Origin of the sequence: Solimicrobium silvestre (assembly GCF_002976435.1) — a bacterium.
Classification (GTDB): Bacteria; Pseudomonadota; Gammaproteobacteria; order Burkholderiales; family Burkholderiaceae_D; genus Solimicrobium; species Solimicrobium silvestre.
The window spans coordinates 215517-232566 of record NZ_PUGF01000001.1 but is presented as its reverse complement, the minus strand read 5'-3'; the positions used below and the strand labels follow the sequence as shown (position 1 = coordinate 232566).

Here is a 17050-nt window from a genome sequence, read left to right as displayed (position 1 = left end):
AGGCGGCTAGTTTTAAACTGCCTCCTGTCCATTTTTTTGGAGTAATCAAATGAGCTATAACGCGCCCTTAAAAGATATGTTGTTCGTGCTGAACGAACTCGCCGGACTCAAACAAATTAATGCTTTGCCGAATTGCGAAGACGCCACACCAGATACGGTCGAAGCTATTTTGGAAGAAAACGCCAAGTTTGCTGGCGGTGTGATTGCGCCACTAAATTGGATCGGCGACCAAGCACCGAGCTCTTGGAAAGACGGTGTGGTAACAACCACTAAAGGTTTTAAGGAAGCCTTCAAACAATTTGCCGAAGCTGGCTGGCAAGGTGTGCAGCATCCTACTGAATATGGTGGACAGGGTTTGCCGAAGTTAGTCGCAACACCTTGTTTGGAAATGCTGAATTCAGCTTCCATTTCATTTGCCTTATGCCCATTGCTGACCGATGGCGCGATTGAAGCCTTGTTGACTGCCGGTAGCGATGAATTGAAATCGCAGTATCTGGAAAATTTAATTAGCGGCAAATGGACCGGCACCATGAACTTGACCGAGCCACAAGCAGGCTCCGATTTGGCGATGGTCAGAAGCCGTGCCGTGCCGAATGATGATGGTACGTTTGCGGTATTTGGCACTAAAATTTTCATCACTTACGGTGAACACGATATGGCAGAAAATATCGTTCATTTAGTGTTGGCTCGCACACCGAATGCACCGGAAGGCGTTAAGGGGATTTCCTTATTTTTAGTACCGAAATTCATGGTCAATGCAGACGGCTCACTGGGCGCTCGCAATGACGTTCATTGCGTTTCGATTGAACATAAGCTCGGTATTAAAGCCAGCCCAACTGCGGTATTGCAGTTTGGTGACCATGGTGGCGCGATCGGCTATTTGATCGGCGAAGAAAATCGCGGCCTGGAATACATGTTCATTATGATGAATGCAGCGCGTTTTGGCGTCGGTATGCAAGGTATTGGCGTTGCTGAGCGGGCTTATCAGCAAGCGGTTACTTTCGCTAAAGACCGGATTCAGTCACGTGATTTAGCTGGTTCGGCCGGACCGGTTGCCATTATTCATCATCCAGATGTAAAGCGTATGTTAATGACGATGCGCTCGCAAATTGAAGCGGCGCGTGCTCTGGCTTATGTTGCAGCAGCTAAATTGGATACCGCACATCACCATGTTGACGCAGCGGTTCGCAAGCAAAATCAAATCGTGTATGAATACTTGGTGCCTATCGTTAAAGGCTGGTCAACCGAGATGTCGATCGACGTGACTTCTACTGGCGTGCAAGTGCATGGCGGCATGGGCTTTATTGAGGAAACTGGCGCGGCGCAGCATTATCGCGATTCCCGGATTTTGACTATTTATGAAGGCACGACTGCAATCCAGGCGAATGATTTGGTCGGACGTAAAACGGTGCGTGACGCTGGTGCTACTGCCAAGGTGATCTTGGCTGAAGTGCGTGCAACGGCTGAGCAATTAGCTGCGAGCAAGCAAGCTGATTTGCTGGCGATTGAAGTGCAACTGACAGCAGCGGCAGCGGCGATGGACGAAGTGGTTACTTACGTAGCAAACAATATGAAAACCGATATTAAAGCGGTATTTGCTGGTAGCGTGCCGTATTTGAAATTGGCTGGTATTGTTCTTGGCGGCTGGCAAATGGGGCGCGCAGCCTTGGTTGCGGCTGAAAAGTTACAAGAAGGCGTAGCGGATATTTCGTTCTATCAAGCAAAAATTGCTACTGCACGGTTCTTTGCTGAGCATTATTTAGTTCAAGCGCAAGGCATTAAAACCAGCATATTGTTAGGTAGCGTCGGTACGTTGGCCTTATCGGAACAGCAATTCTAAAAACTATACAAAGCCGTTTAACTTTAAAGGAATAAACATGCGCGGAGCAGGTGGAACCAGTGGCGGTATTGGCCAATTTTTTATTGGGCTATTTATGATGTGTGGCGGGTTTTATATGCTGCTCAATGATGTGATAGTGCAATCGAGTTTTGGCATGGGTATGGGGCTTTATGGGTTTGCCGCAATGGGTGGCTATTACAGTATTACCAGCGGCATGATCATGATTCCTTTCATCCTTGGCGTTGGCATGATTTTTTACAATATCAAAAATCTGCTCGGTTGGCTGCTGGCCATCGGTTCGCTTGCGGCGCTCTTGTTTGGTGTGATTAGCTCGATACATTTCAGCCTGCGTTCTATGAGCCTGTTTGATCTGATCGTTATTCTGGTGTTAGCGGTAGGTGGTTTAGGTTTGTTTTTGCGTTCGTTGCAAGAGGCTAAACAAGCGGAGTCTTAATTTTTTCATTGTTGACTTGATATCCCTGAAGTTCTGATCAGGGATATCTTTGTATTGCGGGTTGTTCTGAACTAATCTGGAATAATGTCTTATCTGGAGATAGCTGATGAACAATACCGCATTCAAAGAGTCATGCCTTCAGTTTTTATTGCTGACTACTGTCCTTGGTGCATGCAGCGGTCAAGTGAAAGCACAAAGCAACGTTACCCTGTACGGTCGCGTCGATGCTGAAGTTAACTACCAAAGTAATCAAAATACCGGCCGCATTGACAGCAATGGTGTTGCCATCACAGGCAGCCAGTGGAGTGCTCCCGGAAACGAATGGGGTACCAGCTTTTTTGGCTTTAAGGGAGCCGAAGATCTTGGCGGCGGCATGAAGGCGCTATTTACCTTGGAAAGCGGTTTTGCCACTGGTAATGGCGTCGTCAATGGCGGCAGTGCATTGTGGAGTCGCCGCGCTTTTGTTGGTCTGAGCGGCGATTATGGCACCTTAAAACTTGGGCGGGATTTAACTTTACCGAGTGATATCGTCTGGAGTCTGGATCCCACCGGACAACAGGCAATGGGTACTGCAACTCTGGCAAAGGGCCGTAACTGGCCGCAAACCAGCAATCAAGTCCAATACATTACGCCGGATATGAATGGATTTTCTGCCGTGGGAATGTATGGTTTTGGTGAAGTAGCGGGTTCGACCCAAGACAGTAGTAGCAATGGTATTGAGCTTGGCTACAACAAAGATGGGCTTGAATTGAAGGTGATGTACGACGTTGCGTATGATCCGAGCGGTCAGCTTTCCACCTTGTTTCAATATTCTAAGGAATTAACCGCTGGCGGCACGCTTACGCTGGATAAGTGGAAGCTGTTTGCTGGTTGCCAAACGCAATCGGCACCCGATATGCTTGCTAGCTATGGCAACCCTGATAAGGCAACCCAGTTCTGGCTCGGTGCCAATTATAAAATTACCCCGGCTCTGACATTGATTCCTGCCGCGTTCCACGTCAATTTGAATCAAAGTACCGGGAGCGCTAATTTGATCATGCTGGGCGCCAATTACAGCTTATCGAAACGCACACTGCTGTTTGCCAGCATCGGCAGCTTGCATAATAGTGCACTCACCAGTTTTGCTATTGAGGTTGGCAATAGTGCCGTAGGTGTTAATCAGAGTGCGTTTTATACAGGTATCAGTCAATCGTTTTAACTGTGATTAGCCGTATAAGCCGCCAGTGAGAAATAAGTCGGAAGTGCGTGCGATAACGGCGATTAATGAGCCTGCGCCAATACCTAAAGTGAGTACCAAAATCATAGCAATTGGCCAGCCTGACTCTGATTTTTGAGATGAATTGGCATTAAATTGCGTATCCCACTTTTCATCTGAGGTAGTGCCTATCACCAAGCTGGCCAGGAAGCCGATCAGGACTGACAAAATCAGTGGAGCAGCAGTAAAAAATGACAGTACGTTATAACTAAAAAAATAAATTAATAGTGATATTGGCAAGCTGGCAAAGTGCAGCCAAGCCCATTTGTCGCGCCAACCGGCCAAATAAAAACGATGCATACCAATTCCACCTCCGATCGAAGCAAGCAGCGCCGCGATGGTTTTATTTTTGTGTGAAGTTTGTTGAGTTGTCATAATGACCTACCTGCAAAGAAGCGCTCATTGTACATAAATATTGCCGTGGCTTATGATTCCGTCTGGAGGCATGGTGCGGAATTTAGCTTGAATTCGACGTGCATATGATGGGATAAGTAGTTTTAAGCCGCAAAAACGTACGTTATTAATATGTTTATGATATTTTCACGAGCAAAATTAGCTAATAAAAATTTAGCGTTGAGTGCGAAATTGGCGTCAAAATTCGATTCCCATATTGCCTAAGGTATATACTGTTCGCGTTTGTCTGATATTTCTTGTTATTGAAGGTTGCTTGCTGTCGCAGATATTGTGCGTTATAATCTTCGGTTTTTCCGCCTTCGTACTCTTTAGTACTCTTTTTTTGGAATTATTATGGTCGTTATTCGTTTAGCTCGTGGTGGTGCAAAAAAGCGCCCTTTCTTCAATATCGTAGCAACTGATTCACGCAATCGTCGTGACGGTCGCTTTATTGAGCGTATCGGTTTTTACAATCCAGTAGCTTCTGGTGCTGCTGAGACAGTACGTATTGCTCAAGATCGTTTGACTCATTGGACAGACCACGGCGCGCAATTGTCGCCAGCGGTAGCGCGTTTAGTTGCTTTGGCAGCGAAACAAACTCCAGCAGCTGTTTAATTTGTCTGAAAGTAAGACTTTGACATCGAGTTTGGCTACACCTACACCATTACCTGCTGATTTAATTTCGGTTGGACACATCACCGGTGCTTATGGCGTGCAGGGATGGGTAAGAATTCATCCTTATTCTGCCGAAGCGGATGCTTTATTGCATGCAAAAACGTGGTGGTTAGGCAAGCCCGAGGTGCGTTCAGAAGCACCAGCTAATGTGCATGATGTTGAAAAGTTGGAAGCAAAGCGGCATGGCGACGATGTAGTAGCCCGACTTATGGGCGTTGTTGGTCGTGACGCGGCGGAAGGCTTAAAAGGCACTGTGGTGCAGATTTCTCGCAGTCACTTTCCAGTACTCTCAAACAATGAATTTTACTGGCTCGACCTAATCGGTTTGGCTGTTGAAAATCTGCAAGGCGAGAGTTTGGGCGTGGTTGCTGATCTCATCGACAATGGCGCACATCCGATTCTTCGTGTAGTTCAATCTAATCCAGTTAAGGTTGAGATTAACTCTGCACAGGAAGCTGAAGTTGTTCCTGCGGCGGCACGCGAGTATTTGATACCGTTTGTAGAGCGGTTTGTGCCTAACGTAGATCAACAAAGTAAAAAAATTACGGTCGATTGGGGACTGGATTATTAGTAGCGTTGAGTTACTGGTAAATGTGACAGTTAAAGGCGATCAATATGCAGTTTGATGTTATTACGCTTTTTCCCGAAATGTTTGCAGCGCTTACCCAATCTGGCGTGACCAGACGTGCATTTGAGCAAAAAAAATGTGCGTTAACGCTCTGGAATCCACGTGATTTTACGACCGATAAACATCGCACCGTCGATGACAGGCCGTATGGTGGCGGACCTGGCATGGTGATGATGGTAAAGCCGTTGCAGGCAGCCATTAGCGCTGCTAAATTGCGTCAGACAGAACAAGGTTTTTCTGCACCAAGAGTTATTTATTTGTCGCCGCAAGGACGTCCGCTTACGCATCAGCGGGTAATGCAGTTGGGAGAATATTCTGGCTTAGTATTACTGTGTGGTCGTTATGAAGCGGTAGATCAGCGCTTGCTTGATTCATGCGTTGATGAAGAAATCAGTTTGGGTGACTTCGTGTTATCCGGCGGAGAATTACCCGCCATGGCCTTAATGGATTCTATGATCCGTCAATTGCCCGGCGTGTTGCACGATGAAGATTCGGCTGTACAAGATAGTTTCGTGAATGGTTTGTTAGATTGCCCGCACTACACGCGCCCAGAAATGCACGATGATGTTCCCGTTCCAGAAGTATTAATGAGCGGAAATCATGCAGTTATTGAGCAATGGCGACGCGAGCAGGCTTTAAAAGCAACCTTAATGAAGCGCCCGGATTTAATTAAACAAGCGCGCGCGGCGGGTTTGTTGAGTAAATCGGATGAAAAGTATTTAAGCAGTAAAGCTTAATAAGTAGCAAATAAGTAAGCAGTTAAGTAAAAAGTAGCACCAAGCGTAAGCCCAGGCTTACATGATTAATCCCATCCTCTACCGGGCCAGTAGTATTCAGGCACCAGCAAGATGGTTACAGGAGTTAAAAATGGATCTGATCCAACAACTTGAGCAAGAAGAAATTGCCCGTTTGGGTAAAAACATTCCTGATTTCGCCCCAGGCGATACAGTTATTGTTTATGTAAACGTAGTCGAAGGCACACGTAAACGTGCTCAGGCTTACGAAGGCGTTGTTATTTCACGTCGTCGTCGTGGTTTGAATTCAAATTTTATCGTGCGTAAAATTTCGTCCGGTGAAGGTGTTGAGCGTACATTTCAATTGTACTCACCACTGATCGCTTCGATCGAAGTTAAACGTCGCGGTGATGTACGTCGCGCTAAGTTGTACTACTTGCGTGAACGTTCAGGTAAATCTGCACGTATTAAAGAAAAATTGCCTGCACGTAAAGTTAAGTCTGCTCCAGCAGCAGCTTAATAATTTATGTGTAAGTAGCAAAAAAAGGGCGCCTTCCGGTGCCCTTTTTTCTTGGTTTAATGCAACAATACAGTGAGTAATAGAGTGAACGGTTTAAGGAGTTGGTTTTGAGTATCCCTGTTTTCGATCCGCAATCTGTCCCTGTTGACAGCATTGCCGGAGAATCGGTTCTGGAACAAACGCGTTTAAATTTAGATTGGATAAGAACGCGGTTTGCCGATCCTCCAGAATGGCATCCTGAAATAACCGACGAATTGCGTTTATTTTCAGTAGATAAAACCTACACCAATGCCTCGGTTTTAATTACGCTAGTGCAGCGCGCCGAAGGATTAAATCTGCTATTCACCCGACGCACCGCGCATCTGACGCATCATGCGGGGCAAATTAGTTTTCCTGGTGGCCGAGTCGAGCTCGAAGATAGCAGTCTGATAGAAACAGCGTTGCGCGAAGCCCATGAAGAAATTGGCTTGAGTAGAGACTATGTTGAAATATTAGGGCTATTGCCAGATTACTATACGGGAACTGGTTATCGTGTTACTCCAGTCGTTGCCGCGGTTCAGTTGCCGTTAGAGTTGCAATCGGATGCCAACGAAGTCGCTGAAATTTTTGAAGTGCCGCTGGCTTATTTGATGGATGGAAGTCGGCACCAACTTCGTAGTAGCGTGTTTCCAAAACAAGAAGTACGCCGCAGTTTTTACACCATGCCGTATCAAGATTATTTCATTTGGGGCGCAACGGCGGGCATGTTGCGTAATCTGTTTCACTTCTTGCGGGCGTAGTTGCTTGCGACTATTAGTTGCAACAATTGCCTGTCTAAGTTATCTTGGCGTCTTATTTCCTTCTGCTTCGTCCTAGTTTGACCGAGGCTTTAATTGCTCTGACTTATTCTTTGAACCAATGACTTTCTTATCTATACTTTGCGCCTTGTTGATTGAGCAATTAAAGCCCTTGCGTGCTGATAATCCTATTTACACAGCGATTAAAGCCCTCGCGATGCGCATAGAAGCATGGTGCAATGCCGGAGAGCCGCAAAATGGGCGTCTTGGATGGTGGATTACTGTTGCGATTTTAACGGTGCCAACTGCGCTTATTTACTGGATTTGCCTACACAAATTAAATATTTTCGCGGCACTGCTGTGGAATATCATCATCGTTTATTTAACTTTGGGTTTCCGTCACTACAGCCATTATTTCACTTCGATTCAATTGGCTCTACATTCCGGCGACGAAGAAACTGCTCGTACTTTATTGGCCGAATGGACACATACCGATACCACAGGTTTGGATGTATCTGAAATTGCTCGTTTAGCAGTAGAAAAATCATTAATTACTACTCACCGCAGTGTGTTTGGCGTGTTTTTCTGGTTTTTAATGCCAGTTGGCCCTGCTTGCGCAGTGATGTACCGGGTTGCCGAACACCTTTCGCGCGCCTGGAATGAACCGCAACACATGAAAAATGAAGCATTTGGGCAATACGCGGCACGTATTTTTTACATCATTGATTGGATTCCAGCCCGTTTAACCGCCATCGCCTTTGCCGTAGTCGGCAATTTTGAGGATGCGATTTACGCCTGGCGCAATTTTGCACATCGTTGGAAAAATGAATCGGAAGGTATTATTTTGGCATCAGGCAGTGGCGCGTTAGGCGTGCGGCTTGGTAGTCCGGAAGAAAATGCAGTAGAACTTCCGATCGATGCAGCCATTGTTGATTCGGTCGGAATCGAACCGGAGGTGATGCCTGGCGAGCCGGCTGGCATACGCTCCTTGCAAAGTGCCGTCGGCTTGGTCTGGCGTGCTTTGTTACTATGGATGTTGCTGCTGTTATTGCTCTCAATGGCGGTGTGGCTGGCCTGATAGGTTTGGGTGAGAACACGCGCAGCCGTGTTCTTTGCATAGTCAATTTTGATGCCTATACTGAGAGTTCCTTCAGGAAGCTCGAATGTTCGGTCTTCTATAAGATATAATACTGACTTTCATGCTACCTAGTAGTAAAGGCGATCCTTACAATGGTCGACAGCACATCAAACAACAAACCTCCAAAAAGTGAATTCTTTATCCTTGGTCTCACTAGCGACGGAAAACAATTTCGTCCTAGCGATTGGTCTGAGCGATTAAGCGGCGCTATGTCGTGTTTTCGGCCGGATAGCGGCCGTCAGAGCCATTTGCATTATTCACTCTTTGTACAGCCCATCCTGATCAATGGAATACGTTCTGTGGTCGTCGATCATGCTTTGCGTGAAATCGAACCGTTGGCCTACCATTTCGTGCTGGATTTCGCTAAAGATAATGATTTGCAAATTATTGATGCGTGTCTGATACCAGAAACACCCGCCCAGCCAGCCAAGCCCGTTTAGATTCATCGCCTTAGCTTGCAAGTCAATCGACTTTAGCAGCTAAAAACGGTAGACTGCTCACCTTTTGTTACGATCGTTTATTGTGTCCGACCAAATCCCACCGACTTCACCGATTTCACCAAATACTGCCGGCTCAACGTCCGCCACTGCTTTAGTTAATAAAGAAGTAGCGCGCCGCCGTACTTTTGGCATTATTTCTCACCCAGATGCGGGTAAGACGACGCTCACCGAAAAATTACTGATGTTTTCCGGCGCGATTCAATTGGCGGGTACGGTAAAGGGACGCAAAAGCGGCCGTCATGCGACATCAGACTGGATGGACATCGAAAAGCAACGCGGTATTTCTGTTGCCAGCTCGGTCATGCAGTTTGACTATAAAGGTCACGTCGTCAATTTGCTTGATACGCCGGGTCACCAGGATTTTTCTGAAGATACCTATCGCGTATTGACCGCAGTTGATTCGGCCTTGATGGTGATTGATGCCGCCAAGGGTGTGGAAGAACAAACACTTAAATTGCTCAACGTTTGCCGCATGCGCAACACGCCGATTATTACCTTCGTCAATAAAATGGATCGGGAAACCCGTGATCCGTTGGAATTGTTAGATGAACTGGAGTCGGTCCTCAAAATCCAATGTGCGCCGGTTACCTGGCCGATCGGTATGGGTAAGAATTTCCGTGGCGTGTACCATATTTTACGCGATGAAATCATGCTGTTTACCGCAGGGAATGACCGCGCTGATCAAGAATTTGAAGTATTAAAAGGAATCGATAATCCGCGTTTAGCCGCGATGTTCCCGCTTGAAATTGAACAGCTGAAAATGGAAGTGGAATTGGTGCACGGCGCTTCACATCCTTTTGATTTGAACGCATTTTTAGCGGGCACTCAAACACCGGTATTTTTTGGCTCAGCCATTAATAACTTCGGTGTACGCGAAATTTTAAACGCCTTAATTGAATGGGCGCCAGCGCCACGGTCGCGTGATGCAACCGTGCGTTCGGTAGAGCCAACCGAAGCACCGTTTTCAGGCTTTGTATTTAAGATTCAAGCCAATATGGACCCGGCGCATCGCGACCGCATCGCTTTTCTGCGCGTTTGCTCAGGACATTTTGAACGCGGCATGAAGCTCAAACATTTACGCTTGAACCGGGAAGTCAAAGTATCGTCAGTGGTCACCTTTATGGCGTCCAGTCGCGAGCAGGTTGAAGAAGCGTTTGCCGGTGATATTATCGGCTTGCCTAACCACGGCAACATGCAGATCGGTGATAGTTTCTCAGAAGGCGAATTGTTGCAATTCACTGGCATTCCATATTTCGCGCCTGACTTTTTCCGCTCGGTCCGGATTCGTAACCCACTCAAAATCAAGCAATTGCACAAAGGTTTGCAACAGCTCGGTGAAGAAGGTGCTGTGCAAGTGTTTAAGCCGATTAATAATTCAGATCTGGTGTTGGGCGCAGTTGGGGTATTGCAGTTTGAAGTGGTTGCCAGCAGGTTGTTGAATGAATACGGTGTAGATGCCGTGTTTGAAGGAACCAGCATCAGCAGTGCGCGTTGGGTTAGTTGCGACGATAAAAAGATCATGAATGACTTTCAAAATTCCAGCGCCGGACATAATTTAGCGCATGATGCTGCTGGAAATTTGGCGTATTTGGCGACTTCAGGTGTTAATTTAAAACTGACTCAAGAGCGTTGGCCGCAAGTTGTGTTCCATGCGACTAGGGAACATGCCGCGAAGCTAAACTGAGCCAGCCGAATCAGCTGAGTTTTGTAAATTGATTATATAAAATCCGCTTCGGCGGATTTTTTTATGGTTAAATCGCAATTCGCGCGACCAGCTATCAACTGCTTTAATTAGGAGAATGTGACCATGCAAGCCAAAGACAACGATCAAATTAATCAGCCAGATGATCCGCCAACCAACCCAGCCCGCCGTCGCTTACTGCAAGCCGGTGCTGCCGCTGGAGTGCTGGGCAGCGTACCGTTGGCAGTGAATTCTAAGCCAGTACCAAGTGGCAGTTCATTAAATGCCAAACTCAAGGACAACATTAAAAATGTCGTGGTGATTTTTTTAGAAAATCGCAGTTTCACCAATCTGTTCGCAAACTTTCCGGGCGTCAGCAAGCCCTTGTCGGAAGTGCCCGCGGCTGCATATGCTCAGCTCGACCGCAATGGTCAGGTGCTAACGCAACTGCCTAAAATATGGGGCGGAATTGTGCCGCAGGAGCAAACTTTAGGCGGTAAACAATATCAGATTACTGAAAGCAAAATCACCGGGTTACCTAATGCACCGTTCGCATTAACCGATGGCGATGGCAAGCCCTTACCCGAAGGTCTTATTACCCGTGATTTAGCCCATTTGTTTTATCAAAATCAAATGCAAATTAACGGCGGTAAGAATGATCAGTTTGTCGCATGGGGTAATTCTGGCGCGATGGTGATGGGGCATTATGGCGAGACCCAAAAAAATCTCGGTTTATGGCAAGTCGCTAAAGAATATACCCTGTGCGACAATTTTTTTATGGCTGCATTTGGCGGCTCTTTCCTGAACCATCAATTTTTAATTTCAGGTCGCGCACCGGAGTATTTTAATGCTGCTTCCAGTCCGGCCAAAGATAAAATTGTGGTCACTGAAGATGGGCCAACCGGAACTCGCTTAGCTATAGCTAAAGATAATCCCGCATCGGCCGTGGATGGCCCACCTAAATTTGTTCGGGATGGTTCTATTTCACCCGATGGTTATGCTGTCAACACTATGGCGCCACCGTTTCAACCAAGTTACATTAAACCGGCCGAGAGTGGCGATCAAACGTTGGCTGATGCGCAAAACCCCAGCACTTTGCCACCGCAAACTTTCCGCACAATTGGTGATGTACTATCGCAAAAAGGCGTGAGCTGGGCCTGGTATGGCGGTGCCTGGCAAGCGGCTTTAGATGCTAAGGGTGGCGGACCGCGCCCTAATTTTCAATACCATCATCAACCGTTTAACTATTTTCAGAAATTTGCTCCGGGCAGTAAAGAGCGTGCTGAACATTTGCGTGATGGCGGTGTTGGTGATAGTCCAATTTCAAATAAATTTTTGACCGATGTAGTGGCAGGTAAATTGCCTGCGGTGACTTTTTATAAGCCTCAAGGTAATTTGAATTTACATGCAGGTTATTCGGATGTGGAATCGGGTGATCAACATGTTGTGAACGTGTTGGAGCATTTAAAACACAGTCCGCAATGGAAAAATATGCTAGTGGTGATTACTTTTGATGAAAACGGCGGCTGGTGGGATCATGTTGCTCCGCCTAAGGGTGACCGCTGGGGGCCGGGTTCACGGGTTCCGGCAATTATTGTGTCGCCGTTTGCCAAGAAGGGTAATGTCGACCATAGTTTTTATGATACGACATCCATCATGCGTTTCATCAGTCGCTTGTATGATTTGCCGTTGCTGGAAGGGCTGGCAGTTCGTAATGCCGCGTTTGCGGAACGTGGCGCTTTGCCGCCGGGGGATTTAACTGGTGCGTTGAGTTTTGCTTGATTGTAAGGAGCCCTTGCCGGGAATATCGTTCAATTGTAAAGCGGGTATTTAGGAAATTTCAACACGCGTTGAGGGCACTTTGTGTCACTAAATATCCGCGTAGTGCTGATCTCCCCCCACACTTTTTTCAAGTAATCAAATTTACTTGTAATCCATACCCTCATTATTTTCATTCCTATGCCTGCGCAGGAATGACGCGGTAGGCATACGCATTAGTTTTTTGTAACGGAAAGTTTCAATCCGCCTTATCCATTTGACGACCAATTCAATAATGATATCTAATTCAGAGCTTCAGAAATTAGGCGTCTTACAATTAAGTTTATTGAATGAATGAGTTTAATTGGCCAAAAATTGTCTGTTGCTTTTACGGCTAAATTTTTCTATTTTTTTATCAAAATGCCCTAAATAGGGCATAGATAAATTTTAAATGATCATTTAATCCGATGTAAATTTAAATTTACAGACTACATTATTTAAAAAAATGAAAAATTTCATTAGAGCCAAACTTAAAAATAAGCTTAACAACTCAACACGTCCGTTCACATCGTCAGCTAATGATATTCGTTGAAATATTAAAATACTATGTCAATAATTCTTATATTCAAACTGCTGCTAGTAGTAATGTTGATCGGATTGGTTGTTTTCTCAGGTCGACGATGGGTAATGAAAATAGCAGGGCGATTCGCACCTGATCATTCCGCTGCATTAGCTCTCAAGGATCAGGGTAATGCACACTTATGCAATGGTCAGTTGGAAATCGCTGCTGAAAGTTATCGACAGGCTATTGTGCAAAATCCCAGCTATGCTGAAGCTTATTCCAACCTCGGTTTTGTATTCGGGTTGCAGAGTAGTTTAGATGAGGCGATAGTACATTACCGCAAAGCTATTGAGTTAAAACCTGATTTGTATCCGGCGCATCAAAATCTTGGCGTTGCGCTCTTGAAACTTGGTCAAACTGATGCCGCAGAAAAGAGTTTTCGCAGAGTGATTGCTCTCGCCCCTGAGCATTCAATTGCGTTTAATAACTTAGGCGAGATCGCCGTACAGAGGGGGGATTTCTCTAATGCGGAAACCTTGCTACTCCGCGCACTTGAACTGCAACCTGAATACGCTGAAGCATATAGCACTCTCGGCATCGCTCTCCATATGTTGGGACGACAAAGCGAGGCGGAAGCGCACTACCGAAGGGCACTTGAGCTTAAGCCGGATTTCGATACGGCGTACTGCAATCTTGGTATCGTTCTCATGGAGCTGGGGAAAATGGGTGAGGCTGAAAAATCCTTAAGTACTGCATTAGAACTGACTCCCAGCAGTATCCCTTCACTATTAGCGCTTCTTACATTGGTACCTTACCAGCCGGACGACCCCCGTTTCAATCAGCTGGAAACAATTTATTCCAACCGCGAATTATTGTCGCTGGATGATCAAATTAAACTGAATTTTGCGATGGGCAAGGCCATGGAAAGCATCGCTCAATTCGACAGATCGTTTAGTGCATATGAAGAGGGAAACCAGCTCAGTTATCAGAGGGATTACTTCGATGATAGTGCAGAGGATCGTGCTCTGGAAAAATTAAGCGGCATTTTTACTTCAGACCTATTCAGTAAATGCGCAGCTCTTGAAGAGACTTTACCTATCCCTGAAAAGGATCGTGTGCCGATTTTTATTGTAGGTATGCCGCGATCGGGCTCAACACTTATTGAACAAATTCTTTCCAGCCATCGGGAGGTCTATGGGGCAGGAGAGATTGTTACTTTTGCTGAATTTGCAAAAAAAGCATATTCCTTGCTTGACTCTTTGGACAGTGAAGCAGCGCTTTTGGCTTTGCGTAAATTAGGGCAGGAATACCTTGACCGTGTCTGGAAGCTCGCACCTAATGCATGCTTTATTACTGACAAGATGCTTGAAAATTATCAGCATTTAGGGCTGATTTACTTGATGATCCCAAGTGCAAAAATTATCCATTCTATGCGTAATCCGATGGATACGTGTTTCTCTTGTTATGCCCAACCTTTTTCTATAGGGAATACGTATAGTTTTGATTTGCAAACATTGGGAAGACAGTATTTTCGCTATAGTAAATTGATGAGTCATTGGCACAATGTTTTGCCATCCGGCTGGATACTTGATGTGAGCTATGAAGCTAATGTTGCCAATCTTGAGGGCCAGACGAGACGCATGTTGGATTATCTGGGATTGACCTGGGAAGCCACGTGTCTTAGATTTTATGAAAATAAGCGTATCGTTCGTACCGCTAGTACTCCCCAGGTACGTAAACCCATCTACTCAAATTCAATAGGGCGCTGGAAGCATTTTGCGAAGCACCTTACCCCTTTGTTTGAAATTATCCATCCGACCATGCCGGTAACGATAGAGGATGAAATTCAGGATCAAATTAACGCTTAGGATCCCCTAAGTTTTTTTAACTACTGAGTGAAATCTGTGAACTTTTTTAAGTGCATTGGGTATGTTAGTACTCGTTAATTTTTGTTGAAAAACTATTTGCAGCCAAATTTTTGCGATGGTAAATTCATCGGCACGAAAAAGAGTTTTTCAACCCAATTGTTACGAACCAGACTGTCACTTTTAGAGCTGAATCACTACAATTACAACGCCACTTCTGTAATAATTTTTTCACGCTGCAAGTTCGGTGAAAATTGTTGGATAAAATCGATCGCATAACTACGCAAATAAGTTCCACGTCTGACCGCTAAACGGGTGACGTTGGGGCTGAATAAATGGCTGGCCGGGATGGTTTTTAATCCGTGTGCGTGCAGCGAATCGACGGCCATCGATGCGACAATCCCCACTCCCATCCCCAAGGCGACGTATTGCGCAATAACGTCGGCGTCCATCGCAGTTAGCACGATGTCGGCATGTGCGCCGCTGATGTGGAAAGCTTCGTCAATATGGCCGCGACCGGTAAAGCCGATATCGTAGGTAATTAACGGCCAGGTGGCTAAATCGTGCAGACTCAGGTAGTCGCCGTTGGCAACGCAGGCTAATAAAGGATGGCCTTCAGGAACAACCAGTACATGGCTCCATTCGTAACAGGCAAACGAGGCTAAATCTTTGTATTGGCTTAAGCCTTCGGTCGCAATACCGATATCGGCTTTGCCGGATAACACCAGGTCGGCAATATGTTCCGGCGAGCTTTGCTGTAAGGCGATGCGCACATCAGGAAAAGCCTGCCGAAAAGCTTGTACTACGCGCGGTAAAACATAACGCGCCTGAGTGTGTGTGGTGGCAATGGTTAGCGTGCCTTTGGCGTGATCGGTGTAATCATCAGAAGCACGCCGCAGGTTTTCTGCTTCGACTAACAAACGTTCAATAATGACCAAAATCCCTTTGCCTGGTTCGGTTAAACCCATTAGGCGTTTGCCGTTGCGCTCGAAAATCTCCACGCCCAACTCTTCTTCTACTTCACGAATCTGACGGCTTACTCCGGGTTGAGACGTGAATAAGGCGTTGGCGACTTCGGTTAAGTTAAAGCCGCAACGCGACGCTTCACGGATAGAGCGTAATTGTTGAAAGTTCATACTGTATTTTTAGGTTTTAAGTAAAAATAGCGACGAAGGAAGTGAAGTGCGCCAGCTCGCTTTATTACTTATTTGTTTGTAAGAAGCGGATGATTGCACTTAAAACGCATAAGTAAAACGAATAATTAGCTATTTCTTTACTACTTTTTTGCATAAGGGAAAGTAATAGCGATGTTCACAGTGAGCCGATTGAGTTATGCGGCTTGGCATTTTTTACATTCAATTTTGTCGCGTTGTTTCACCGGCGCGCTGAATAAGGAAGAGCTTGGCTGGTCGAATAAAAATCCCTGCACATAAATTTCCTGTTTTGTTTCATGCGCGAGTTGCTCTATTGCGCGGTATTGTTGATCGTTATCGAGCCGTTTAATGATCACATTGGTGCTGTGTTTTTGTGCTGTTTTGAGTAGTTTTGCTAAGGCTGCTAAGTTGGATCGCTCATGGCAAGCGCTGCTGTCCAGTTTTAATGCCGCAAAATGGCGCTGCTTAATTAATTCTTCCAACTCTAAACCTTGCTCAATGCTGTTGATGTTGACTGCAATGCGGAAACCATTGCTGCGGTAATTATCGGAAACATGATTCAAAATCCAGCGCTGATTTTGCGCGCTGAGAGGTAGTTCCAGCACAATATGCTGATGCGGTAATTCCAGGGTATCGAGTATGCGTCGGAATGCTGCGCCATGATTGTTTTGGATCGCTGCCAGCAAGCGTGAATGTACATTTAAATAGATGTCTTGCCCGAACGCTTGCGGTTGACGATAAAAATTAATGGCATGTAACAAGCGGCATAAGCGATCTAGTTCGATCGATTCATCGTCGCTTGCCGCATGATCAAGTAAGCGCCACAAACTTAAACCTAGTTCGGTTTGCTGGCCCGGCGTATAACTACGCGCTAAACCCTGATACCCAACAATCTGTAAGTCCAACGTGGAACGTAAAGCCTGGAAAGCGCTAGTCAACGAGGAGTTGAAATAACGGCCTTGTGCTTGTCCGGTGTCGTTAATCCAAATATTGGTATTGTTACTTTTGGTCGTATATAAATGTGTGATGTATTTTTGCAAAGCCTGATAAGCCATGAGCCTCTCCTTTTGAGGGTGTACAGGTAGTGCAGGATAAATTGCTGGCGAGCGAGTGGGAA

Annotated in this window: 16 protein-coding genes; 13 read left to right on the top strand and 3 right to left on the bottom strand. The window is 45.9% G+C overall.

Annotated features, from left to right (window positions below):
- Positions 1–49 precede the first annotated feature (49 nt).
- The 3 genes from S2091_RS00975 (at position 50) to S2091_RS00965 (ending at position 3492) form a co-directional block, all read left to right on the top strand.
- Complete coding sequence (locus S2091_RS00975; RefSeq protein ID WP_105529907.1) at positions 50–1840, top strand: acyl-CoA dehydrogenase; 1791 nt, start codon at positions 50–52, stop codon at positions 1838–1840.
- Positions 1841–1877: 37 nt separating this feature from the next.
- Entirely contained in the window at positions 1878–2294 is a 417-nt protein-coding gene (locus tag S2091_RS00970; RefSeq protein WP_105529906.1) for a hypothetical protein, read from the top strand.
- Positions 2295–2400: 106 nt separating this feature from the next.
- Positions 2401–3492 (top strand): porin, encoded by a 1092-nt coding sequence (locus tag S2091_RS00965; RefSeq protein ID WP_105529905.1) that lies wholly within the window; start codon positions 2401–2403, stop codon positions 3490–3492.
- 6 nt (positions 3493–3498) lie between these two features.
- On the opposite strand, the gene S2091_RS00960 is transcribed toward S2091_RS00965, so the two are convergent.
- Positions 3499–3924, bottom strand: coding sequence for an NINE protein (locus S2091_RS00960; RefSeq protein WP_105529904.1), 426 nt, complete (start codon positions 3922–3924; stop codon positions 3499–3501).
- A 372-nt stretch (positions 3925–4296) separates the two neighbouring features.
- Between S2091_RS00960 and rpsP the strand changes: the two genes are divergently transcribed.
- The 10 genes from rpsP to S2091_RS00910 all read left to right on the top strand — a co-directional run bounded on the left by rpsP (position 4297) and on the right by S2091_RS00910 (position 14782).
- The gene (gene rpsP, locus S2091_RS00955) at positions 4297–4557 is read left to right on the top strand and encodes a 30S ribosomal protein S16 (protein WP_105529903.1); all 261 of its coding nucleotides are present in this window, start codon (positions 4297–4299) and stop codon (positions 4555–4557) included.
- 31 nt (positions 4558–4588) lie between these two features.
- Positions 4589–5188 carry a ribosome maturation factor RimM gene (rimM, locus tag S2091_RS00950; protein ID WP_243405262.1) on the top strand — a complete coding sequence of 200 codons (600 nt, stop codon included), beginning with the start codon at positions 4589–4591 and terminating at the stop codon, positions 5186–5188.
- Between the two features lie 44 nt (positions 5189–5232).
- Positions 5233–5982, top strand: a complete 750-nt coding sequence (gene trmD / locus S2091_RS00945) for a tRNA (guanosine(37)-N1)-methyltransferase TrmD (protein WP_105529901.1) — start codon at positions 5233–5235, stop codon at positions 5980–5982.
- A 130-nt stretch (positions 5983–6112) separates the two neighbouring features.
- On the top strand, positions 6113–6499 hold the full coding sequence (gene rplS, locus S2091_RS00940; RefSeq protein ID WP_105529900.1) for a 50S ribosomal protein L19: 387 nt from the start codon (positions 6113–6115) through the stop codon (positions 6497–6499).
- 107 nt (positions 6500–6606) lie between these two features.
- Positions 6607–7278 (top strand): CoA pyrophosphatase, encoded by a 672-nt coding sequence (locus S2091_RS00935; RefSeq protein WP_423828221.1) that lies wholly within the window; start codon positions 6607–6609, stop codon positions 7276–7278.
- 118 nt (positions 7279–7396) lie between these two features.
- A complete protein-coding gene (locus tag S2091_RS00930; protein ID WP_105529899.1) occupies positions 7397–8353 on the top strand; it encodes a CobD/CbiB family protein in 957 nt (318 codons plus the stop codon).
- 152 nt (positions 8354–8505) lie between these two features.
- Positions 8506–8853 carry a DUF3579 domain-containing protein gene (locus S2091_RS00925; RefSeq protein WP_105529898.1) on the top strand — a complete coding sequence of 116 codons (348 nt, stop codon included), beginning with the start codon at positions 8506–8508 and terminating at the stop codon, positions 8851–8853.
- Positions 8854–8965: 112 nt separating this feature from the next.
- A complete protein-coding gene (locus S2091_RS00920; RefSeq protein ID WP_243405289.1) occupies positions 8966–10597 on the top strand; it encodes a peptide chain release factor 3 in 1632 nt (543 codons plus the stop codon).
- A gap of 123 nt (positions 10598–10720) precedes the next feature.
- A complete protein-coding gene (locus S2091_RS00915; protein ID WP_105529897.1) occupies positions 10721–12376 on the top strand; it encodes an acid phosphatase in 1656 nt (551 codons plus the stop codon).
- Between the two features lie 663 nt (positions 12377–13039).
- On the top strand, positions 13040–14782 hold the full coding sequence (locus S2091_RS00910; protein ID WP_165794872.1) for a sulfotransferase family protein: 1743 nt from the start codon (positions 13040–13042) through the stop codon (positions 14780–14782).
- 200 nt (positions 14783–14982) lie between these two features.
- On the opposite strand, the gene S2091_RS00905 is transcribed toward S2091_RS00910, so the two are convergent.
- Together S2091_RS00905 and S2091_RS00900 are read right to left on the bottom strand one after the other, a co-directional pair.
- A complete protein-coding gene (locus tag S2091_RS00905; RefSeq protein WP_105529895.1) occupies positions 14983–15915 on the bottom strand; it encodes a CysB family HTH-type transcriptional regulator in 933 nt (310 codons plus the stop codon).
- Positions 15916–16109: 194 nt separating this feature from the next.
- On the bottom strand, positions 16110–16988 hold the full coding sequence (locus tag S2091_RS00900) for an EAL domain-containing protein (protein WP_105529894.1): 879 nt from the start codon (positions 16986–16988) through the stop codon (positions 16110–16112).
- Positions 16989–17050 lie beyond the last annotated feature (62 nt).

Coding starts and splice junctions, on each gene's coding strand:
- S2091_RS00975 (WP_105529907.1), top strand. CDS start 50: ATGAGCTATAACGCGCCCTTAAAAGATATGTTGTTCGTGCTGAACGAA.
- S2091_RS00970 (WP_105529906.1), top strand. CDS start 1,878: ATGCGCGGAGCAGGTGGAACCAGTGGCGGTATTGGCCAATTTTTTATT.
- S2091_RS00965 (WP_105529905.1), top strand. CDS start 2,401: ATGAACAATACCGCATTCAAAGAGTCATGCCTTCAGTTTTTATTGCTG.
- S2091_RS00960 (WP_105529904.1), bottom strand. CDS start 3,924: ATGACAACTCAACAAACTTCACACAAAAATAAAACCATCGCGGCGCTG.
- rpsP (WP_105529903.1), top strand. CDS start 4,297: ATGGTCGTTATTCGTTTAGCTCGTGGTGGTGCAAAAAAGCGCCCTTTC.
- trmD (WP_105529901.1), top strand. CDS start 5,233: ATGCAGTTTGATGTTATTACGCTTTTTCCCGAAATGTTTGCAGCGCTT.
- rplS (WP_105529900.1), top strand. CDS start 6,113: ATGGATCTGATCCAACAACTTGAGCAAGAAGAAATTGCCCGTTTGGGT.
- S2091_RS00930 (WP_105529899.1), top strand. CDS start 7,397: ATGACTTTCTTATCTATACTTTGCGCCTTGTTGATTGAGCAATTAAAG.
- S2091_RS00925 (WP_105529898.1), top strand. CDS start 8,506: ATGGTCGACAGCACATCAAACAACAAACCTCCAAAAAGTGAATTCTTT.
- S2091_RS00915 (WP_105529897.1), top strand. CDS start 10,721: ATGCAAGCCAAAGACAACGATCAAATTAATCAGCCAGATGATCCGCCA.
- S2091_RS00910 (WP_165794872.1), top strand. CDS start 13,040: ATGAAAATAGCAGGGCGATTCGCACCTGATCATTCCGCTGCATTAGCT.
- S2091_RS00905 (WP_105529895.1), bottom strand. CDS start 15,915: ATGAACTTTCAACAATTACGCTCTATCCGTGAAGCGTCGCGTTGCGGC.
- S2091_RS00900 (WP_105529894.1), bottom strand. CDS start 16,988: ATGGCTTATCAGGCTTTGCAAAAATACATCACACATTTATATACGACC.